Here is a 21,993-nt window from a genome sequence, read left to right on the forward strand (position 1 = left end):
AGACAGTGCGACATGCTCATTGTCGCCGTTTGCCAACAGAGCCACAAAAAAGAACAGGAGGCACACTGGCCTCCTGCTCTTTTCAGCGGATTACATTAACCCAGCTGTCTGCGCGCATTGCGGAAAATACGCATCCACGGGCTGTCTTCGCCCCACTCTGCCGGATGCCAGGAGTTGCTGACGGTGCGGAATACCCGCTCCGGATGCGGCATCATGATAGTGACGCGACCACTTTCATTAGTCACGGCAGTGATGCCGTTTGGTGAGCCATTCGGGTTAGCCGGATAGGTTTCTGTTACCTTGCCGAAGTTATCGACAAAGCGCAGTGCCACCAGCCCTTTCGACTCCAGCGCCGCCAGATGCGAAGCATCACGCACTTCAACAAAGCCTTCACCGTGCGAAACGGCGATGGGCATATGCGAACCGGCCATGCCGTCCAGCAACAGCGATGGACTGGCGGCCACTTCTACCAGACTGAAACGCGCTTCAAAGCGCTCAGACTGGTTGCGCACAAAGCGCGGCCAGAGATCGCTGCCTGGGATCAGTTCACGCAGATTAGACATCATCTGGCAGCCGTTGCAGACGCCCAGCGCCAGAGTTTGCGGACGATGGAAGAAGGTTTCGAACTCGTCACGCACGCGCGGATTAAACAGAATCGATTTCGCCCAGCCCTCACCGGCACCCAGCACATCGCCGTAGGAGAAGCCGCCACAGGCGACCAGCGCCTGGAACTCTTCCAGGCCGCGACGTCCGGCCAGCAGATCGCTCATGTGAACGTCAATGGCGGTGAAGCCAGCCCGATCAAAGGCGGCGGCCATCTCTACATGGGAGTTCACGCCCTGCTCACGCAGCACCGCGACCCTTGGACGTGCGCCAGTGGCGATCATCGGGGCAGCAACATCTTCCTGCGGATTAAAGGTCAGATTAACGTTCAGGCCAGGATCGCTGTCGTTTTTCTTCGCTTCATGTTCCTGATCGGCACACGCCGGGTTGTCGCGCAGACGCTGCATCTGCCAGGTGGTTTCCGCCCACCAGGTACGCAACGTGTTGCGGCTTTCACTGTAGACCGCACTGTCACCGGAACGGATCACAAAGCGATCGCCCGGCTGCGCGCTGCCCAGCAGATGCGTCGAGTCGGCAAGGCCGTGATCCGCCAGGATCTGCTCAACCACGGCGCGATCGGCGGCGTTGATCTGAATCACCGCGCCCAGCTCCTCGGTAAACAGGGAGGCCAGCGCATCGTTACCCAGCGAGGCGATGTCAACGTCGATGCCGCAGTGACCGGCAAACGCCATCTCGGCCAGCGTCACCAGCAGACCACCGTCGGAACGATCGTGATAAGCCAGCAGTTTCTGCTCAGCCACCAGCGCCTGGATGGCATTGAAGAAGCCCGCCAGCTGAGCGGCATCGCGCACGTCGGCAGGTTTGTCGCCAAGCTGACGGTAAACCTGCGACAGCGCGGTTGCGCCCAGCGTATTCGCGCCGTTGCCCAGATCGATCAGCAGCAGCAGGTTATCCTGATCGGCCTGCAGCTGTGGCGTGACGGTGCGACGGACATCTTCGACGCGGGCAAAAGCGGTAATTACCAGCGACAGCGGTGAGGTCATTTCGCGCTGTTCGCTGCCTTCCTGCCAGCGTGTTTTCATCGACATCGAATCTTTACCGACCGGGATGGTGATCCCCAGCGCCGGGCAAAGCTCCTCGCCGACCGCTTTCACCGCCGCATATAAACCGGCATCTTCACCCGGATGACCGGCGGCGGACATCCAGTTTGCGGAAAGCTTCACACGCTTCAGCGAACCAATATGGGTAGCCGCCAGGTTGGTCAGTGCTTCACCGACGGCCAGACGACCCGACGCCGCGAAGTCCAGCAGCGCAACCGGTGAACGTTCGCCCAGGGCAAACGCTTCGCCGTGATAGCTGTCGAGGCTGGCGGTAGTCACCGCACAGTTGGCAACCGGAATCTGCCACGGTCCCACCATCTGGTCGCGCGCAACCATGCCGGTCACGCTGCGGTCACCGATGGTGATCAGGAAGGTTTTTTCCGCCACGGCAGGCAGATGCAGCACGCGGTTTACCGCATCGACCAGCGTAATGCCGTCACGCTGCAGGGCAGTGCCCTGCGTCTGCTGCGTCACCACATCCCGCGTCATCTTCGGCGTTTTGCCCAGCAGGACATCAAGTGGCATATCGATCGGCTTATTACCGAAATGACTATCTTCCAGGCTCAGGTGCAGCTCTTCGGTAGCTTCACCAATGACCGCGAACGGTGCGCGTTCGCGCTGACAAATTGCCTCAAACTGCGCCAGCTGATCGGGTGCCACTGCCATCACATAACGTTCCTGTGATTCGTTACACCAGACCTCCAGCGGACTCATGCCTGGCTCATCACTCAGGATGTCACGCAGGTTAAACCGGCCGCCACGACCGCCATCGCTGACCAGCTCCGGCATCGCATTGGAGAGACCGCCAGCGCCCACGTCGTGGATAAACAGAATCGGGTTCGCATCGCCCAGCTGCCAGCAGCGGTCGATCACTTCCTGACAACGGCGCTCCATCTCCGGGTTATCACGCTGTACCGAGGCAAAGTCGAGATCGGCATCAGACTGGCCCGAGGCCATTGATGAGGCCGCGCCGCCGCCCAGGCCGATATTCATTGCCGGACCGCCCAGCACCACCAGCTTCGCACCTACGGTGATTTCACCTTTCTGCACGTGATCGGCACGGATATTCCCGATGCCGCCCGCCAGCATAATGGGCTTATGGTAGCCACGCAGCTCAGTGCCGTTGTGGCTGGTGACCTGCTCTTCATAGGTACGGAAGTAACCATTCAGAGCCGGACGACCAAATTCATTGTTAAATGCAGCGCCGCCCAGCGGGCCATCGGTCATAATTTCCAGCGCGCTGACGATGCGGGCCGGTTTGCCGAAGTCCTCTTCCCACGGCTGTTCAAAGCCAGGGATACGCAGGTTCGATACGGAGAAACCGACGAGGCCCGCTTTTGGCTTTGAACCCCTTCCGGTTGCGCCTTCATCACGAATTTCACCACCGGAACCGGTCGCAGCACCAGGCCACGGCGAGATGGCCGTCGGGTGGTTATGGGTTTCCACCTTCATCAGGATGTGTGCGGCTTCCTGATGCCAGCGGTATTCGCTCTCTCCGGCGTCAGCAAAGAAGCGGCCAACCTCTGAGCCTTCCATCACGGCGGCATTATCTTTGTAAGCAGAGAGCACGTAGTCCGGCGTCTGCTCCATGGTGTTTTTAATCATCTTAAACAGCGACTTTGGCTGTTTCTCGCCGTCGATAATCCAGTCGGCGTTGAAGATCTTGTGACGACAGTGCTCAGAGTTCGCCTGCGCAAACATATAGAGTTCAATGTCGTTGGGATTGCGGCCCAGTGCGGTAAATGCCGCCACCAGATAGTCGATTTCATCGTCAGCCAGCGCCAGACCCAGTGAGATATTCGCCTGAACCAGCGCCTGACGGCCCTCACCCAGCAGATCGACACTTTTCACCGGCTGTGGCGTGTGATGCGCGAACAGCTGTTCAGCCTGCGCCAGATCGCCGAAGACCGTTTCCATCATCCGATCGTGCAGCAGTGTGCCCAGCGTTTGCCACTGCGCTTCCGTCAGTTGTGGGGCCTGTACATAAAAGGCCAGGCCGCGCTCCAGGCGACGGACCTGCGGCAGGCCGCAATTGTGGGCAATGTCAGTGGCTTTGGATGACCAGGGCGAAATGGTGCCGGGACGAGGCGTCACCAGCAGCAGACGCCCCTGTGGGGCATGTTCAGCGAGAGAGGGACCATATTTCAGCAGGCGCTGCAGACGGCTCTGTTCGTCAGCGCTTAAGGGCGTGCTGACATCAGCAAAATGGATGTACTCAGCGTAAATATCACTCACCGGCAGATGAGCGTCCTGAAAGCGGGTCAGCAGTTTGTTTACACGAAATGCCGACAGGGCGGGCGAACCACGCAGAATTTCCATTAATAAATCTCTCGTCAGGGCGCCGGGCGACGCTTCATTGGGCGCAACAGGGAAAACGGGGCGTATTATAGAGAAAGCGACCTCGCGACGAAACCGTTTGCGCACAATTTTTGGCGACCCGGATTTGCCTGAATTTTGCGCAAAAGCTGCTATAAAAGTTGCTCAGCGTGATTTTGTTGCGCAAAATGCCCCTCGCTCTGGGAGTTCAAAGAAGACAAATACTGCCTTTAAAAGACAGAGGCCTTAGAGCCAGCGAGAGATAACTATTTGAAACGCCTAAAATTTAATTATCTGTTTATCGGTCTGGTTGCCGTGCTGTTAGCGTTAGCGCTATGGCCATCCATTCCCTGGTATGGGGGTGGGCAGGACCAGATTTCACAGATTAAATCACGGGGAGTACTGCGCGTCAGTACCATCAATTCCCCGTTGACTTACTACACAGTGAACCAATCTCCGGCCGGTATGGATTATGAGCTGGCAAAACGCTTCGCCGATTATCTGGGCGTCAAACTCAAGGTGACAGTACGTCCCAACCTGAGCGATCTGTTTGACGATTTAGATGATGGCAAAGCCGATTTGCTGGCCGCGGGTCTGAACTACAACAGCGAACGCCTGACCCGCTATCAGACCGGGCCAGGCTACTACAACGTTTCGCAGCAGCTGGTCTATCGCGTGGATAAGCCGCGCCCTAAAAACCTCGGTGACTTAAAGGGGCGGCTGACCGTCGCGTCTGGATCGGCTTATCTGTCAACGCTGAAGAGCGCGCGGTCAAACCAGTACCCCGATCTGGACTGGGCGATCTCCACCGATCAAAGTCCTAAAGCCCTGCTGGAAGCGGTGGCAGACGGCAAGCTTGACTATACGATTGGCGACTCCGTGACCATCGCTCTGCTGCAGCGCATCTATCCGCAGCTGGCGGTGGCGTTTGACGTCACTGATGAAGAGCCGGTCACCTGGTATGTGCGGCACAGCGATGACGACAGCCTGAATGCCGCGATGCTCGACTTCTTTAACGGTATGGGTGAAGAAGGGGCGATGGCGCGACTGGAGGAGAAATATCTCGGCCACGTCGGCACCTTTGATTATGTCGATACCCGCACTTTCCTGCGCGCCATCGACAACACACTGCCTGACATCAAACCGCTGTTTGAGAAGTACGCCACCAGCATTGACTGGCGACTGCTGGCGGCGATCTCCTATCAGGAGTCGCACTGGAACCCGCAGGCCACCTCCCCTACCGGCGTGCGCGGCATGATGATGCTGACCCGTAACACCGCTGAGAGCCTGGACGTGGGCGACCGGACCGATCCCGAACAGAGCATTCGCGGCGGCAGTCAGTATCTGCAGGATATGATGGCGAAGGTGCCGCAGACCATCCCGGAAGATGAGCGCATCTGGTTTGCGCTGGCGGCCTATAACATGGGCTATGCCCATATGCTGGATGTCCGTAAACTCACTGCCCGCCAGGGGGGTAATCCGGATAGCTGGGCGGATGTGAAGCTGCGTCTGCCCATGCTGAGTCAGAAGCGTTACTACACCCAGACGGCTTATGGCTATGCCCGTGGGCATGAAGCCTATAACTATGTGGAGAACATCCGCAAATATCAGTTAAGCCTGGTAGGTTATCTGCAGGAGCAGGAAAAACGCCTGGCGCAGCAGGCTGAAGCACAAGAAGCACAGGCCGAACTGGCCAAAGGCTATCCGGCGGTCGAACCAAAGATCGCCATGAATTAATAATCCTGGCGTTGCGCCTGACGCAGCGCTTTTTTCTGCTCGCGACGCATACGGAAGAAGTCGCTCAGCATAGCGGCACACTCTTCAGCCAGCACGCCGCTCTGTAATTCAACCTGATGATTCATGCCGGGGTGCCCCAGCACATCGAGCAGCGATCCTGCCGCTCCACTTTTGATATCGTGCGCACCGTAAACCAGCCGGCTGATGCGGCTGTGAACCATGGCGCCGGCGCACATCACGCACGGCTCCAGCGTCACGTAGAGCGTGGTGTCCAGCAGACGATAATTTTCCAGTACTTTACCGCCCTGCCGCAACGCCATAATCTCCGCATGCGCCGTCGGATCGTGCTGGCCGATGGGCCGGTTCCAGCCTTCACCGATCACCCGGTCATTCTGAACCAGCACCGCACCCACCGGCACTTCGCCCTGCTCCCACGCCCGGCGCGCCAGGTCAAGCGCATGGCGCATCCAGTATTCATCTTGTTGTTTCATGCTGACCACTCCGGGCGACAGAAAAGCGGCGCATTATAGCGGTCTCACCGATCCTTTAGAAACTTATTCCAGCTGTTGCAGCTCACCTGCGGGTGTTACGCGCCAGCGATGCTGACAGAAAAACAGCAGCGGGTTGTCCTGTTTGCTGTCGCTATAGCCGCTGTAAAGCTGTAGCGGGGTGCCGATTTTCTCTTCCAACTGTGCCACTTTCTCATGGCCGAGGCAGCGCATTGCCAGTACCCGCCCGCCCCAGCCGCGCTGCATCTGACTGGCAATCAGCTTCACGCGTGGCAGAAACGCGGAGTCGTAATAGACCTGCTCCACCAGAGACTGTGGCGATCCGGTGATGAGCCAGACGTCAGCATCATCACTGCCGAGGTAATCGGTCAGACGCTGCTGAACCACCGGAAAGGCTTTAACGCGCAGGCGGAACCACTGTGCAAATTCGGCTTCGAGTTGCAGCAGCGTCCGCTCAGAACGGCCAAAAGTAATAGACCAGAGCAGCAGGCTCATGGGCCAGCGTGCCGCCCGGCCTTTAAACAGCAAGCCGATACCCACTACCGGCAATAACGGCACCACCAGCAGCAGATTAAGCGGTCGGCGACGCAGCAGATAGCGCATAAAAGTGCCGAACATGTCCTGCTGGTGCAAAGTGCCATCCAGGTCAAAAAATACGACGCGACGTTGTGTTCCCCTGGTCAAACAACTCTCCTTCAGGCTGATTCTGGAATGATAAAGAGTAGTGTAGCCATCATCAGGCGCTACGGCGATGACTGTCATTTTTAATTCCGATGACTACAATGCCTGATGAATAGTTTATTCTTCACAGATTATCCCTGAATTACGAGGATTGGGCATGAGTTCATTGCTGCGCATTCGCCAGCTTTATCCACGTCTGGCATTGAACGAGCGTCGGCTGGCTGATTTTTTACTGTCGCAACCCGATCGGGCGCGCCACCTGAGTTCGCAAAAGCTGGCGGAAGAGTCTGGCGTCAGCCAGTCGAGCGTGGTGAAGTTTGCTCAGAAACTGGGATACAAAGGCTTTCCGGCGCTTAAGCTGGCTCTGAGTGAGTCACTGGCGGACAAAGATGCCATTACCGTGCATAACCATATCCTCAGCGACGATCCCCTTAAAATGGTGGGCGAGAAGCTGCTGACAGAGAAACTCTCGGCGATCCGCGCCACGCTGGATATCAACAGCGAAGAGAAGCTCAACGATGTGTTACAGCTGCTGAAAAATGCCCGGCGTATTTTACTGGTGGGCATCGGCGCTTCGGGTCTGGTGGCGAAGGACTTCTCCTGGAAGCTGATGAAGATCGGCATTAATGCGGTGGCGGAGCAGGATATGCACGCCCTGCTGGCCAGCGTGCAGGCGATGGGGCCCGGCGATGTGCTGCTCGCCATCTCTTACACCGGTGAACGGCGGGAGATCAATCTGGCCGCGCAGGAGGCGGTTCAGGTAGGCGCCGATGTGGTGGCGTTTACCGGTTTTACGCCGAATACGCTGCAGCAGAGCGCCAGTTACTGTCTCTATACGGTGGCGGAAGAGCAGAGTACCCGCAGCGCGGCCATCTCCTCGACCACGGCGCAGCTGGCCCTGACCGATCTGCTGTTTATGGCGCTGGTGCAAAACGATCCGGAACGCGCGTCCAGTCATATTCGCCACAGCGAAGCGCTGGTGAAAAAGCTGGTCTGATCAGCGGCAGCGCGTATAATACCCGCGCTTTTTCTGTTGTTATCAGGTGGGTAAAATGGCGCTGTTGATTACGTCCAGATGCATTAACTGCGATATGTGTGAACCGGAGTGCCCGAACCAGGCCATTTCACTGGGCGATACGATCTATGAGATTGATGTCAGCCGCTGCACGGAATGCGTCGGGCACTATGAGACGCCAACCTGTCAGCAGGTATGCCCCATCGACAACACCATCATCATTGACCCACAGCACACCGAATCACGTGATGCCCTGTGGGAGAAGTTCGTGCTGCTGCACGGCTAGCTTTCAATGATCACCGTGGCGCAGGCGTAGTGACGCTCATCGGCCAGCGTCACGTGAACGTGTTTAACGCCCAGCCTCTCCGCCACTTCAGCAGCATGCTGAAAGAAGCGTAATCCCGGTTTTCCCAGCGCATCGTTGTAAACTTCAAACTGATTAAACGCCAGACCACCGCGAATGCCGGTGCCAAAGGCTTTTGCCGCCGCCTCTTTTACCGCAAAGCGTTTAGAGAGAAAGCGCACCGGCTGCTTGTGCGACTGATATTGCTGCCATTCGGCTTCGCTCAGCACCCGCCGCGCCAGCCGGTCGCCGGAGCGTTCAATCACCCCGGCGATACGTTCAATCTCAACGATGTCCGTACCCAGTCCCAGAATAGCCATCAGCGACGGGCTTCACGCAGCAGTTGCTTCATCTCTTTGACCGCATCCGGCAGGCCACTCATCACCGCACGACCAATAATCGCATGGCCGATATTCAGCTCATGCATTTCCGGCAGCGCCGCAATCGGCAGCACGTTGTGGTAGGTCAGACCGTGACCGGCATTGACCTTCAGTCCCAGGCTGGCGGCAAAGGTCGCGGCGTGACGGATACGCGCCAGCTCAGCGTCACGCGCCAGTCCCTCTGGTGCTTCGGCGTAAGCGCCGGTATGAATTTCGATGTAAGGCGCGCCGCTGGCCACGGCCGCTTCAATCTGGCGGTGATCGGCATCGATAAACAGCGAAACCAGAATGCCCGCGTCACTCAGCAGTCGTACGGCCGCGTTCATCTTCTCCTGCTGCCCCGCCACATCCAGCCCGCCTTCAGTGGTCACTTCCTGACGCTTTTCCGGCACCAGACAGCAGAAATGGGGCTGGATATCACAGGCGATGCCAATCATCTCATCAGTGACCGCCATCTCCAGATTCATACGCGTCTGGATGGTGTCACGCAGGATACGCACGTCGCGATCAGTGATGTGACGGCGATCTTCGCGAAGGTGCACGGTAATGCCATCTGCGCCCGCCTGCTCGGCGATAAACGCTGCCTGCACCGGATCGGGATAGTTTGTCCCACGGGCGTTACGCACCGTAGCAATGTGATCGATATTGACGCCTAACAGCAACTCAGCCATGACCATCCTCACTTCTTTTTCATCGTGATGTTGAGTGTACCGCGCAAAGTTAAACAGGCGGTACGACCCGCGCTATTCTTCTGCCTGTTCAGGCTTTTTCTTCGGGATAAACTGGCGGAACAGCTCCTGACTCTTCAGCGGCTTGCCACCAAGATAGGGCTTCAGGGCGATGCGGGTAAAACGCTTCGCGGCGCGCAGGGTGTCGGCATCGGGAAACTCTCGCTCGCACAGGGCGCGCAATTCGCGGCCGGTAAAGCTGCGCTGATTGACCACCAGGCTGGCAATAAAGCCGCGCTCTTCGCGGTAGCTGTACGTCATGTTGTCGCTGACCGGCTCGCCGCTGCCGGCGCAGTGCAGGAAGTCGACGCCATAACCCAGGTGACCGAGCAACGCCAGTTCAAAACGTCGCAGTGCCGGTTCGGGCTTGCCGTGCGTTGAGGCTAATGCCTGAAGGCAGTTGAGATAGTCGAAGAAGAGTTCTGAGAAGGGGAATTCCTGCTGCAATACGCGAGAGACCAGCTCATTGACGTAGAGACCGCAGTAGAGCGTGATGCCGCTGAGCGGTAAGGCCAGCGACACCGCTTCGGCATTGCGCAGGGTTTTGACTTCCCCGCGCCCGCTCCAGCGAACCAGCAGCGGGGTAAAAGGCTGTAACGCCCCCTTCAGCTGCGAGCGCCGCGAACGTGCGCCCTTGGCCAGAACCCGCACCCGCCCTTCGCTTTCGCTGAACAGGTCGAGCAGCAGACTGGTTTCGCTGAAGGGGCGACTATGCAGCACAAAGGCGCGTTGCCAGCCTTCCATTGAATCAGAGATCGTCTGTATAACCCAGGCTGCGCAGCGCACGTTCGTCATCTGCCCAGCCGGATTTCACTTTCACCCACAGTTCGAGATGCACTTTCGCTTCGAACATCTCTTCCATGTCTCTGCGCGCTTCTGTTCCGATGACTTTGATTTTGGCGCCTTTGTTGCCAATCACCATCTTCTTCTGCCCTTCGCGCTCAACCAGAATCAGACCGTGAATGTCATAACCGCCACGTTCGTTAGTCACGAAGCGCTCAATCTCAACCGTAACGGAGTAAGGCAGTTCAGCCCCCAGGAAGCGCATCAGTTTTTCACGGATCATCTCTGACGCCATGAAACGCTGTGAGCGGTCGGTGATGTAATCTTCCGGGAAGTGATGATCGGCCTGTGGCAGATGCTTGCGGGTAATCGCCGCAATGGTATCGACGTTTTTGCCGCTCTCAGCAGAAATAGGCACGATATCGAGGAAGTTCATCTGCTGGCTCAGGAACTGCAGATGCGGCAGCAGAATGCTTTTATCCTGGATGTTATCGACCTTATTGATCGCCAGCACCACCGGCACTTTATTGTCGCGCAGTTTGCCTAACACCATCTCATCATCGGGCGTCCAGCGGGTGCCTTCAACCACGAAGATCACCAGTTCTACGTCGCCAATAGAACTGCTGGCTGCGCGGTTCATCAGACGGTTAATAGCGCGCTTCTCTTCCATGTGCAGACCTGGGGTATCGACGTAGATCGCCTGATATTCGCCTTCGGTATGAATGCCCATGATACGGTGGCGCGTGGTTTGCGGCTTACGCGAGGTGATCGACACCTTCTGCCCCAGCAACTGGTTCAGTAAGGTGGATTTACCGACGTTTGGTCGGCCAACAATCGCGACAAAGCCGCAATAAGTAACGTTTTCGCTCATTCGAGTCCTGAATTGTTCAGCGCCTGATGCGGCGCCGAAAGAGTGCTATTTGAGTCATGTGTCATTCAGCGTCTTCTGACGCCGGGATAGAGTGTCAGGTTAATGGTTCAGTGCCGGTTCCGGCACTGTCACCCCGACAGATCTATTCAAGACCTAATTTTATCAGTGCCTGTTCAGCCGCTGCCTGCTCAGCTTTACGACGGCTGGAGCCGACGCCGACAACCGGCTCGGCCATGCCACTCACCTGACAGTGAATGGTGAATTCCTGATCGTGGGCCTCGCCACGTACCTGTACTACCAGATAACTTGGCAGCGGCAGATGACGTCCCTGCAGATACTCCTGCAGGCGCGTTTTCGGATCTTTTTGTTTGTCGCCAGGACTGATTTCGTCGAGGCGGGTCTGATACCAGTCGAGGATCAGCTGCTCTACCCGCTCGATACTGCTGTCGAGGAAGATACCGCCAATCAGCGCTTCCACCGTATCCGCCAGGATCGATTCACGACGGAAACCGCCGCTTTTCAGCTCACCGGGTCCCAGGCGCAGGCACTCGCCAAGATCAAATTCGCGTGCCATTTCAGCCAGCGTGTTGCCCCGCACCAGCGTGGCGCGCATGCGGCTCATGTCACCTTCATCAACCCGCGGGAAGCGGTGATAAAGGGCATTAGCAATCACATAGCTAAGAATAGAATCGCCAAGAAATTCCAGGCGTTCGTTGTGCTTACTGCTGGCGCTGCGGTGAGTCAGGGCCTGCTGTAACAGTTCCGAATGAGTAAAAGTGTAGCCCAGTTTGCGCTGAAGCTTGTTAATCAGGATGGGGTTCATGCGATTCCAGTTCTTTGTTGCGTCTGTGACTCTGCATACCAAACGGGGCTGGTAATCCAACACGTTCCGTTTGGTGTGCAGTGGCCTCCCTGAGGAGGCCACCCGATTTGCCTGTTAATCAGACAATAATGTTAGTGGATACCACCGATGCGACTGAATCGCACGCCGGTTGGCCACTGGCCTTCTTGTTTCTCAAAGCTCATCCAGATAGCGACCGCTTTACCGACCAGATTACGCTCCGGGACAAAGCCCCAGTAGCGGCTGTCGGCGCTGTTATCACGGTTGTCGCCCATCATGAAGTATTGCCCTTTCGGCACGACCCAGCTCGCCTGCGGCTGACCCGGCTGCTGATAATACATGCCTGCCTGACTCTGCGCTTCGTTTACCAGCAGAATGTCATGCGTCACGTTACCGATTGTCTCTTTGCGGGTTCCCAGGCGCAAACCACCGCGCAGGGTATCGCCCTGCGGCACCTGATAAAAACCGTTGCCGGTTTCGTTGCCATCAAAGCCGCTAAAGGTCTGAACAAAGTTGCTTGGCTCAACGTCGGTGTAAGTCACCGCTAACGCTGTGTCACAGGCTTTATCATCGGAGCAGGTCGGTTTCACCGTCAGCGTTTTGCTGTAAGGATCATAAATGACTTTGTCGCCCGGCAGGCCGATAACGCGCTTAATGTAATCCAGGCTCGGATCTTTCGGGTATTTAAATACCGCGATATCGCCGCGCTTCGGCTGACCGGTTGGGATCAGCGTCGTCTGGGTGATCGGATCCTTGATGCCGTAAGCAAACTTCTCCACCAGGATAAAGTCACCAATCAACAGCGTCGGCATCATCGAGCCAGAGGGAATCTGGAATGGTTCGTAGATAAACGAACGCACGATGAAAACCACGGCCAGCACCGGGAACACGGATGCGGTCGTTTCAACCCAGCCTGGCTTTGCAGCGACCTTCGCCAGCGTTTTGCTGTCGAGCGCGTTACCGGTCTGTGCCTGAGCCTCAGCCTGTTTCGCGCGACGCGCGGGTGCCCATTTAAAACGATCAATTACCCATACGATGCCAGTAATCAGCGTCGCTATCGCCAGAATCAGGGCGAACATATTAGCCATTGGAAATCCTTATTTGCTGTCCTTACCGACATGCAGAATGGCGAGGAACGCTTCCTGTGGCAGCTCAACGTTACCAACCTGCTTCATTCGCTTCTTACCATCTTTCTGCTTCTGCAACAGTTTCTTCTTACGGCTGACGTCACCGCCATAACACTTGGCGAGAACGTTTTTACGCAGCTGTTTCACCGTTGAACGCGCGATAATGTGGTTGCCGATGGCAGCCTGAATCGCAATATCAAACTGCTGACGCGGGATGAGCTCTTTCATTTTCTCAACCAGATCGCGTCCGCGATAAGGCGCGTTGTCACGGTGGGTAATCAGCGCCAGCGCATCCACACGCTCAGAGTTAATCAGTACGTCAACACGTACCATGTCTGAAGGCTGGAAACGTTTAAAGTTGTAATCCAGCGAGGCATAACCGCGCGAAGTTGATTTCAGACGGTCAAAGAAGTCGAGTACCACTTCAGCCATCGGAATTTCGTAAGTCAGTGCCACCTGATTGCCGTGGTAAACCATGTTGGTCTGCACGCCACGCTTCTCAATACAGAGCGTGATGACGTTGCCCAGATACTCCTGTGGCAGCAGCATGTGACATTCGGCAATCGGTTCACGCAGCTCTTCGATATTGTTCAGTGCCGGCAGCTTGGATGGGCTGTCGACATGAACGATTTCGCCGCTGGTCGTCACGACTTCATACACCACCGTCGGTGCGGTAGTGATCAGATCGAGATCGTATTCGCGCTCCAGACGCTCCTGGATGATCTCCATGTGCAGCAGACCGAGGAAGCCGCAGCGGAAACCAAAGCCCAGCGCCGTTGAGCTTTCTGGCTCATAAAACAGCGAGGCGTCGTTCAGGCTCAGCTTACCGAGCGCATCACGGAACGCTTCATAGTCGTCAGAGCTGATTGGGAACAGACCAGCGTAAACCTGTGGCTTCACTTTTTTAAAGCCCGGCAGCGCTTTGTCTGCCGGGTTACGTGCGGTAGTCAGCGTATCGCCCACGGGTGCGCCGAGGATATCTTTGATGGCGCAGACCAGCCAGCCTACTTCACCGCAGTTCAGCTCATTACGATCAACCCGTTTCGGGGTGAAGATACCCAGGCGGTCAGCGTTATAAACCTGACCGGTGCTCAGGACTTTGATCTTGTCGCCTTTGCGCATGGTGCCGTTTTTCACGCGCACCAGGGAAACAACACCCAGGTAGTTATCGAACCAGGAGTCGATAATCAGTGCCTGCAGCGGCGCTTCCGGATCGCCTTCTGGCGGCGGAATGTCGCGCACTAAGCGTTCCAGCACTTCCGGAACGCCGACGCCGGTTTTGGCTGAGCAGCGCACCGCGTCAGTTGCATCAATGCCGACGATATCTTCAATTTCCTGCGCGGCGCGATCGGGATCGGCAGCGGGCAGGTCAATTTTGTTCAGAACCGGCACCACTTCCAGATCCATCTCCATCGCGGTGTAGCAGTTCGCCAGTGTCTGCGCTTCAACACCCTGACCGGCATCCACCACCAGCAGCGCGCCTTCGCAGGCGGCCAGTGAGCGGGAAACTTCATAGGAGAAGTCTACGTGGCCTGGGGTATCGATGAAATTGAGCTGGTAAGTTTGGCCGTCTTTCGCGTGGTAATCGAGTGTGACGCTCTGTGCTTTGATAGTGATGCCACGCTCGCGCTCCAGATCCATAGAGTCAAGAACCTGCGCAGCCATTTCACGAGCGGTGAGGCCGCCGCAAATCTGAATCAGGCGGTCAGAGAGCGTAGATTTGCCATGGTCGATATGAGCGATGATGGAGAAATTTCTTATGTGCTTCATTTATTGGGATATCTTCGCTTAAAATTCAGTTGAAAACCTGAGCACAGACACATTCAGGAAGATCGCTCTTTACCCACAATCCTGTCAGCCTCATTAATGACGACGCATATTACACTGTTAACGCCGCGCATAAAAGAATGGAACGTGGTGGAAGCGAAACAGATATCTGCGCGAGGCAGAACAGACAAAGGCCGCGGGATGCGCGGCCTGGACGTGCGTTACGCTTCGCTTTCAACACGCAGCGCATCGGGAGGCAAGGCGATGTTCAGAATGACCGGCTGAAAGGCTTCTCGATCGCCGAATTTCATTGAAACGCCTTTGGCGACAATAAAACCCCCGATACCGCCCAGCAGCGCACCGCAGGCGGCGGCCAGATCGCTGCTGAACAGCGCCTGAAACAGGCCGGAAACCAGGAACAGGCCAAACAGCGGCGTCATGTAGACCAGCAACGCTGAACCCAGCAGGCTGCTCTCTTTGATACCGAGTTCGATCCGCTGCCCCGGCTGCAGCGGCTTGCTGCTGGCGATTTGCATCACGTGGGCATTCTTCGGACCGAGCTTATTCAGCATATGGCTGCCACAGCCTTTACGCGCCTGGCAGCTGTTGCAGGAGGTTTTTGCTTCGGTGTGCAGCGTGGCGATGCCATCCTGCCATGCCACCACGGTGGCCCATTCTCTCATCATTTTTGTGACCCCAGGTCGATGCTGTCCGCAATACGTTTTGCGGTTGAGGGCGGTAATTCGCCGATCACCGCTATTTCGTTATTATTGCGCACAACGGTCTGGACCGTACGACGCCCAGTGCGCAATGTCTGCGTTGTGCTGGTTTTATCGGCCGGCGTCACGTTGATAGCGAAACTAAACAGGCCATCGCTGTAGAGCTTCGATTCCATATTTTTATTCAGACCGGGTAGCGTGCGGCGATTCTGCGACACCAGCGACATACCGGCAGGTATCCAGCCTGGCTGCCAGGTGAGCGTAACCGCATCCCCTTTCGGCACCGAAAGCGATGGAGGCAGATTGGCTTTCTCCAGCCCCTGCATCAGATTACGCACCCCTTCGTCCACCGCAAAGCTGATGACGCGGAACTGCTCCAGCGTTTCGCCATCACGATCGAGCAGGTCGATGCGCAGCGGCAGCTTGGTGTCCACATCCAGCCAGACCACATAGCTGTAACGAGTGCCATCGCGTGAAACGATGCGCAACACATCACACATCTGATCGGCAATGCGCGAGCGGCCCACGGTAATAAAATCATAGGCTGTGGCGAGCTTGGTGAAGTCAGCAAAAATTACCGACGGTAAAGCATCGATAATGTGATTGCCGGGGAGCGAAAAGGGATCGAGGCCGGGTTCGAAGTAACTGATATCATTGCCGCGCTGGATCACTTCCCGACGTGGCCCGTCCATCTGCAACAGCTGAGCGAATATCCGGTTATCGATTACAGCATGACGATAACGCAGCGATTCGATGCCGATGCGGGAGACGTTAATATAGGCGAATTCGTAGTTGAGGTTCTGACTTGCCTGCTCCATCTGCTGCAATAGCGCCCCGGACGCAGAAGGTTGCGCCGGGGCGGCAGATGACCACAACAGGCTGCCTGTCAGCAGGCTAACAGCATACCAAAGCGGCTTCATTACTGCTGTTGCTGTCCTAATGATTGATTTCCGGGAACATCAACCTGCGCCTGTTTTGGCGCAGTGGTTTCAAACTGCAGCTGGTCAGCGTGCAGGCGACGTTGCAGTTCGTAATCCTGCAGCATGGCATTTACGCGACGACGCTGGTCCTGAACCTGCTGGTTAGAACTGTTGGTGTCAAATGCATCTGACGGCACGCCCAGGCTCACCGGAGACGCTTTGCCCATCATCGGCATCGTATTGAACACCGGAGAGTCAGAGGTCTGCGTGGCGCTGCCCTCTGGCTGGTTATAGTGCTGAACGCCTACGATCACGGCCAGTGAAACACAGGCAGCGACACCGACCTGGGTCAGTTGCGCAGCCCACGGGCGCGCTTTTTTCCAGAACGGCATTTTTTCCCAGCGGGAAGGTTCTGGCTGAGCTTCAGGGATCAGCGTTGTAACCGTACGCAACGGTTCTTTTTCGATGGCAGCAGCGACGCGCGCAGAAATATCAAAATGCAGGACATCGCCTACATCACCGCGCATGGTATCGCGAATGAGATGATAGCTTGCCCAGCTTTTCTGTAATTCTGCGTCCTTAGACAAGGCGGAAAACAGCTCGTTATCTAAGATCTCACCATCCATTAAAGCGGAAAGTTTTTCTTTCTGCATGCCTATGTACCCTTCCAGTAGCCGTTATCACTGACGTTGGATAAGCGGTTGAACTTTGTTATCAATGGCCTCTCGCGCACGAAAGATACGTGATCGAACAGTGCCTACCGGGCAATCCATAATGACGGCGATCTCTTCATAACTCAGACCGTCCAGTTCCCTGAGGGTGATTGCCATACGCAAGTCCTCGGGTAGCGCCTCGATGGTACGAAAGACAATTTGTTTCAATTCTTCTGACAACATTAAGTTCTCAGGGTTCGAAATTTCTTTTAATGCACCCGCACTTTCGAAATTTTCTGCGTCAATAGCATCCACATCGCTGGATGGCGGACGACGCCCCTGAGCAACCAGGTAATTTTTCGCTGTATTTACCGCAATGCGGTACAGCCAGGTATAAAACGCGCTATCGCCCCGGAATGAATCCAGCGCGCGATACGCTTTAATAAACGATTCCTGTACTACATCAGGTACGTCGCCCGAGGGAACATAGCGTGAAACCAGGCTCGCCACTTTATGCTGGTAACGAATCACCAGTAAGTTGAAAGCTTTTTGATCTCCCTTCTGTACGCGCTCGACAAGGACCTGGTCCGTCAACTGCTCGCTCATCCGAGGTAATGTCTCCCCAAATTTTTCATACGCATAAAGTAACTGCCAGCACATCTCATGGTTCTGAGCAAGCATGCGCTTAGAGTTGTGATGTGGTGCGAAGTTCACTTCTCGCCCTGATATTTACCGCTCCGATGGACATTACACAGGTTCTTCGTTTTCGTTCAGTGTAAGGAGCGTAAATCGCAGGCAGAGTAACCTATGACAACAGCTTTTTCATCATTAAATCCTTTAGGTTTAATAAGTTTGCTATAAAAAACCGCGCCAAAAGCAGTCCGGTTTTAACTCACTGATATTAAGTAACTTTGGGAAATCATCAGACAAAAACCTGCGCCAGATGTTTAAAATACTTCACAGCAACCCCCATTGCGCTTATGCTCAGCCCTATTCTTGTTTAGTAAATTAAACATTATGATGAATGCGAACCCGGATTATCAGTGTGATGTACTCATTGTGGGCAGCGGTGCTGCTGGCCTGTCGCTGGCGTTACGGCTGGCAAAACAGTACCAGGTGACAGTTCTCAGTAAAGCGCAGGTCAATGAGGGGTCAACCCTTTACGCCCAGGGCGGTATTGCTGCGGTATTTGATGAGACTGACAGCATCGAGTCACACATCGAAGATACGCTGATTGCCGGAGCAGGATTATGCGACCGTGAAGCCGTCTCGTTTATCGCCAGTAATGCCCGGCATTGCGTGCAGTGGCTGATCGACAACGGTGTCGCCTTTGATCTCGATCCGCAGGCGGCCGGCGACATGCGTTATCACCTGACGCGGGAAGGCGGCCACAGTCATCGCCGTATCCTGCACAGCGCTGACGCCACCGGCCATGCGGTTGAAACGACGCTGGTAAGCCAGGCGTTGAGCCATCCCAACATCCGGATTCTGGAACGCACCAACGCGGTCGATCTGATTCTTTCAGATAAAATCGGCCTGCCAGGCCCACGCCGTGTAGTAGGCGCGTGGATCTGGAACCGTAATCGCGAACAGGTGGAAACCTGTCGGGCACGGGCCGTGGTGGTTGCAACTGGCGGTGCCGCCAAGGTCTATCAATATACGACTAACCCCGACATCGCCTCCGGTGACGGGATCGCGATGGCCTGGCGTGCCGGCTGCCGGGTTGCCAATCTGGAATTTAATCAGTTCCACCCGACCTGCCTGTTTCATCCGCAGGCGCAGAATTTCCTGTTAACCGAAGCGTTACGCGGAGAAGGTGCCTGGCTGTTGCGTCCCGATGGCAGCCGTTTCATGCCCGATTTCGATGAGCGTGCCGAACTCGCCCCGCGCGATATCGTCGCCCGGGCCATCGATCATGAGATGAAGCGGCTGGGCGTTGACTGTATGTATCTGGATATCAGCCACCAGCCTGAGGAGTTTGTTCGCGCGCACTTCCCGATGATCTATGAGAAGTTGCTGACCTTTGGCTTTGACCTCACCAAAGAACCCATCCCGATTGTGCCTGCCGCGCACTATACCTGTGGCGGCGTAGTCGTTGATCAGCACGGCCAGACCGACGTCAGTGGCCTCTATGCCATCGGTGAGGTGAGTTATACCGGCCTGCACGGCGCTAACCGCATGGCATCCAATTCGTTGCTGGAGTGTCTGGTTTATGGCTGGTCCGCCGCAGAGGAGCTGATTCGCACCCTGCCCGCCATTGAAGCCGTTACTGCGCTACCCGCATGGGATGAAAGTCAGGTTGATGACGCCGATGAACGCGTGGTGATCCAGCATAACTGGCACGAGCTGCGGTTATTCATGTGGGATTACATGGGAATCGTCCGCACGACCCGGCGGCTGGAGCGGGCGCTGCGTCGCATCAACCTGCTTCAGCAGGAGATCGATGAATATTATCGTCATTTCCGCCTCTCCAATAATCTGCTGGAGCTACGGAATCTGGTGCAGGTCGCTGACCTGATGGTGCGCTGTGCGCTGGAGCGAAAAGAGAGTCGCGGCCTGCACTATATCCGCGACTACCCGGATTTACTGCCCGAGGCGCGGCCAACCATCCTGACGCCGCCGGACTACATAAAAAGGTAGAACTCCCGCGTCAGGCTACACCACTCATCAGAATAGCGGGTGTCCGGCGTACGGATAGCAAGGCGCTCCAGCAGGTTTTCACCGGCCTGCGGCGACAGCCCCAGCAGAACGCGGTGCGGCGGACGATGGGCATATTCCGCCACGTCCAGCCGGAAACGCAGATGCCAGCCATCCGCCTGCGCCAGGGCGATGAATTCCTGGCCGGTCGCGGTGGGCAGCACCACGCAGAACATCCCCTCTTCTTCAATCAGTAATGCAGCACTGCGCAACAGTGTCTGATGATCGAGCGAGGCAGTCGCACGGGCGCTGTCCCGTGCCGCAGTAGAACAGGCCACGCCAGGTGCAAAATAAGGCGGATTGCTGACGATTAGCGAGTAACGTTTATCGCACTGTTCAGCCCAGTCGGCGATATCACGCTGATGAACCTGAATACGTTCAGGCCACGGCGACTGCTGCACATTCTCCTGCGCCTGAAGCGCGGCTTGCGGTTCTAACTCAACCGCATCGATGTTGACCGGCGACGGCGTACGCTGCGCCAGCATCAGCGCGATAAGCCCGCTGCCGCTGCCAATATCCAGAATACGTTTTACCCCGGCAACCGGCGCCCAGGCCCCAAGCAGAATGGCATCGGTGCCCACTTTCATCGCACAGCGATCGTGCGCGACAAAAAATTGTTTAAAGGTAAAACCGTTCTTGTTTAACTGTGGCCGTTCACGCGGCTTATCCTGCATCATTCGTCACTACCATCGTTTTTTCCTGCCGTACGGCAGCGCATGAGTGTAACGTGACGACAGAGGGAATTCACGCGGCAGACAACCCCAGGCGCAGCCGAAACGGATTAACAGATGAAGATTCAGTCTGATCTGTCTATAATCAGCGCCCCAAACTGAGGTAGACCATGACAGTAACCACATTTTCCGAACTCGAACTCGACGAAAGCCTGCTACAAGCGTTGCAGGAAAAAGGCTTTACGCGCCCAACAGTGATCCAGGCTGCTGCAATTCCGCCCGCGCTGGAGGGCCGTGACGTTCTGGGTTCGGCACCTACAGGGACCGGGAAAACCGCCGCGTATCTGTTACCGGCGTTGCAGCACCTCCTTGATTTTCCGCGTAAGAAATCTGGCCCGCCACGCATCCTGATTGTGACCCCGACCCGCGAGCTGGCGATGCAGGTCGCCGATCATGCGCGTGAGCTGGCGAAACATACCCATCTGGACATCGCCACCATCACTGGCGGCGTGGCCTATATGAACCATGCCGAAGTGTTCAGCGAAAACCAGGACATCGTGGTCGCCACCACCGGCCGTCTGCTGCAGTACATCAAAGAAGAGAACTTTGACTGCCGCGCAGTAGAAACCCTGGTGCTGGATGAAGCGGACCGCATGCTCGATATGGGCTTTGCCCAGGATATCGAAACCATCGCGGCTGAAACGCGCTGGCGCAAGCAAACCCTGCTGTTCTCCGCCACGCTGGAAGGCGACAATATCCGTGACTTCGCCGAGCGTCTGCTGAACGATCCGGTTGAGCTGGAAGCGGACCCAAGCCGCCGTGAGCGCAAAAAGATCCAGCAGTGGTACTACCGCGCTGACGATCTGCAGCATAAGACCAAATTACTGATCCATCTGCTGAAACAGCCGGATGTGACGCGCAGCATCGTCTTCGTGCGTAAGCGTGAACGTCTGCATGAGCTGGTGAGCTGGTTGCACGAAGCGGGGATTCGTAGCAGCTATCTTGAAGGCGAAATGGTGCAGGCGAAGCGTAACGAAGCGATTAAACGTCTGAGTGAAGGCCGCGTTAACGTGCTGGTTGCGACGGATATCGCCGCGCGCGGCATTGACGTTGAAGATGTCAGTCACGTCTTCAACTATGACATGACGCGCACCGCTGATACCTATCTGCACCGCATCGGGCGTACCGGTCGTGCGGGCCGTAAAGGTATCGCCATCTCACTGGTTGAAGCGCACGATTTCGTGCTGCTGGGCAAAATCACCCGCTATGTGAACGAGCCGATCAAAGCGCGCGTGATTGATGAGCTGCGTCCTGAGACGCGGGCGCCAAGTGCCAAAACGACCGGTAAACCGTCGAAAAAGGTTCTGGCGAAGCGTGCAGAGCAGAAAGCCAGTGAAACAGAAAAACCGCGTGTGAAAAAACGCCATCGTGATGCCAAAAATGTCGGCAAACGCCGCAAGGCAAGCGGCAGTACGCCAGCTAACGAGAATGCGGAATAAATCATCGCAGCTATAAAAAAATCGCCTCACAGGAGGCGATTTTTTTTATCTGATAATCAGTAACAGCCCTTT

20 protein-coding genes are annotated in these 21,993 nt (G+C 56.2%); 5 read left to right on the top strand and 15 right to left on the bottom strand.

Features of this window, described 5'->3' with window-relative positions; all coding sequences use genetic code 11:
* Positions 1-95: 95 nt before the first annotated feature.
* Positions 96-3,983 (bottom strand): phosphoribosylformylglycinamidine synthase, encoded by a 3,888-nt coding sequence (gene purL / locus HFD87_RS12765; RefSeq protein ID WP_167423514.1) that lies wholly within the window; start codon positions 3,981-3,983, stop codon positions 96-98.
* Positions 3,984-4,250: 267 nt separating this feature from the next.
* On the opposite strand from purL, the gene mltF reads away from it, so the two are divergent.
* Entirely contained in the window at positions 4,251-5,717 is a 1,467-nt protein-coding gene (gene mltF, locus HFD87_RS12770) for a membrane-bound lytic murein transglycosylase MltF (RefSeq protein ID WP_010257637.1), read from the top strand.
* On the opposite strand, the gene tadA is transcribed toward mltF, so the two are convergent.
* Entirely contained in the window at positions 5,714-6,208 is a 495-nt protein-coding gene (gene tadA / locus HFD87_RS12775) for a tRNA adenosine(34) deaminase TadA (RefSeq protein ID WP_022624112.1), read from the bottom strand. The two genes, mltF and tadA, sit on opposite strands and share 4 nt — an antisense overlap.
* A 63-nt stretch (positions 6,209-6,271) precedes the next feature.
* Positions 6,272-6,910, bottom strand: coding sequence for a phosphatidylglycerophosphatase C (gene yfhb, locus HFD87_RS12780; protein ID WP_010257641.1), 639 nt, complete (start codon positions 6,908-6,910; stop codon positions 6,272-6,274).
* 154 nt (positions 6,911-7,064) lie between these two features.
* On the opposite strand from yfhb, the gene HFD87_RS12785 reads away from it, so the two are divergent.
* Both HFD87_RS12785 and HFD87_RS12790 read left to right on the top strand, forming a co-directional pair.
* On the top strand, positions 7,065-7,904 hold the full coding sequence (locus HFD87_RS12785; protein ID WP_010257643.1) for a MurR/RpiR family transcriptional regulator: 840 nt from the start codon (positions 7,065-7,067) through the stop codon (positions 7,902-7,904).
* 55 nt (positions 7,905-7,959) lie between these two features.
* Positions 7,960-8,208, top strand: coding sequence for a YfhL family 4Fe-4S dicluster ferredoxin (locus tag HFD87_RS12790; protein ID WP_163762451.1), 249 nt, complete (start codon positions 7,960-7,962; stop codon positions 8,206-8,208).
* On the opposite strand, the gene acpS is transcribed toward HFD87_RS12790, so the two are convergent.
* From acpS to rpoE, 11 genes are all read right to left on the bottom strand, one after another.
* Positions 8,205-8,585, bottom strand: coding sequence for a holo-ACP synthase (gene acpS, locus HFD87_RS12795; RefSeq protein WP_033758661.1), 381 nt, complete (start codon positions 8,583-8,585; stop codon positions 8,205-8,207). The two genes, HFD87_RS12790 and acpS, sit on opposite strands and share 4 nt — an antisense overlap.
* On the bottom strand, positions 8,585-9,316 hold the full coding sequence (pdxJ, locus tag HFD87_RS12800) for a pyridoxine 5'-phosphate synthase (protein WP_010257647.1): 732 nt from the start codon (positions 9,314-9,316) through the stop codon (positions 8,585-8,587). Before pdxJ ends, acpS begins: the two co-directional genes overlap by 1 nt.
* Before the next feature lie 72 nt (positions 9,317-9,388).
* Entirely contained in the window at positions 9,389-10,117 is a 729-nt protein-coding gene (gene recO, locus HFD87_RS12805) for a DNA repair protein RecO (RefSeq protein WP_010257651.1), read from the bottom strand.
* Between the two features lie 4 nt (positions 10,118-10,121).
* A complete protein-coding gene (gene era, locus HFD87_RS12810) occupies positions 10,122-11,027 on the bottom strand; it encodes a GTPase Era (RefSeq protein WP_010257653.1) in 906 nt (301 codons plus the stop codon).
* 142 nt (positions 11,028-11,169) lie between these two features.
* The gene (rnc, locus tag HFD87_RS12815) at positions 11,170-11,850 is read right to left on the bottom strand and encodes a ribonuclease III (protein ID WP_010257656.1); all 681 of its coding nucleotides are present in this window, start codon (positions 11,848-11,850) and stop codon (positions 11,170-11,172) included.
* A 131-nt stretch (positions 11,851-11,981) separates the two neighbouring features.
* The gene (gene lepB / locus HFD87_RS12820) at positions 11,982-12,956 is read right to left on the bottom strand and encodes a signal peptidase I (protein WP_010257658.1); all 975 of its coding nucleotides are present in this window, start codon (positions 12,954-12,956) and stop codon (positions 11,982-11,984) included.
* Between the two features lie 9 nt (positions 12,957-12,965).
* Positions 12,966-14,765, bottom strand: coding sequence for a translation elongation factor 4 (gene lepA / locus HFD87_RS12825; RefSeq protein WP_010257661.1), 1,800 nt, complete (start codon positions 14,763-14,765; stop codon positions 12,966-12,968).
* Between the two features lie 218 nt (positions 14,766-14,983).
* A complete protein-coding gene (gene rseC, locus HFD87_RS12830) occupies positions 14,984-15,448 on the bottom strand; it encodes a SoxR-reducing system protein RseC (protein ID WP_010257664.1) in 465 nt (154 codons plus the stop codon).
* Positions 15,445-16,401 (bottom strand): sigma-E factor regulatory protein RseB, encoded by a 957-nt coding sequence (rseB, locus tag HFD87_RS12835; RefSeq protein WP_010257666.1) that lies wholly within the window; start codon positions 16,399-16,401, stop codon positions 15,445-15,447. The genes rseC and rseB overlap by 4 nt, the downstream gene beginning before the upstream one ends.
* Positions 16,401-17,054, bottom strand: coding sequence for an anti-sigma-E factor RseA (gene rseA, locus HFD87_RS12840; RefSeq protein ID WP_167423515.1), 654 nt, complete (start codon positions 17,052-17,054; stop codon positions 16,401-16,403). Before rseA ends, rseB begins: the two co-directional genes overlap by 1 nt.
* Positions 17,055-17,081: 27 nt before the next feature.
* Positions 17,082-17,660: an RNA polymerase sigma factor RpoE gene (gene rpoE / locus HFD87_RS12845; protein WP_010257669.1), complete on the bottom strand. Its 579-nt coding sequence runs from the start codon at positions 17,658-17,660 to the stop codon at positions 17,082-17,084.
* A gap of 414 nt (positions 17,661-18,074) precedes the next feature.
* Between rpoE and nadB the strand changes: the two genes are divergently transcribed.
* On the top strand, positions 18,075-19,694 hold the full coding sequence (gene nadB / locus HFD87_RS12850; RefSeq protein WP_010671303.1) for an L-aspartate oxidase: 1,620 nt from the start codon (positions 18,075-18,077) through the stop codon (positions 19,692-19,694).
* Here the strand turns inward: nadB and HFD87_RS12855 are convergent.
* Entirely contained in the window at positions 19,679-20,428 is a 750-nt protein-coding gene (locus tag HFD87_RS12855; RefSeq protein WP_033772446.1) for a tRNA1(Val) (adenine(37)-N6)-methyltransferase, read from the bottom strand. The genes nadB and HFD87_RS12855 overlap by 16 nt on opposite strands.
* Before the next feature lie 164 nt (positions 20,429-20,592).
* Between HFD87_RS12855 and srmB the strand changes: the two genes are divergently transcribed.
* Entirely contained in the window at positions 20,593-21,921 is a 1,329-nt protein-coding gene (gene srmB / locus HFD87_RS12860) for an ATP-dependent RNA helicase SrmB (protein WP_010257676.1), read from the top strand.
* Positions 21,922-21,993 lie beyond the last annotated feature (72 nt).

This window comes from Pantoea sp. EKM21T (assembly GCF_011800405.1).
GTDB classification, from domain to species: Bacteria; Pseudomonadota; Gammaproteobacteria; order Enterobacterales; family Enterobacteriaceae; genus Pantoea; species Pantoea agglomerans.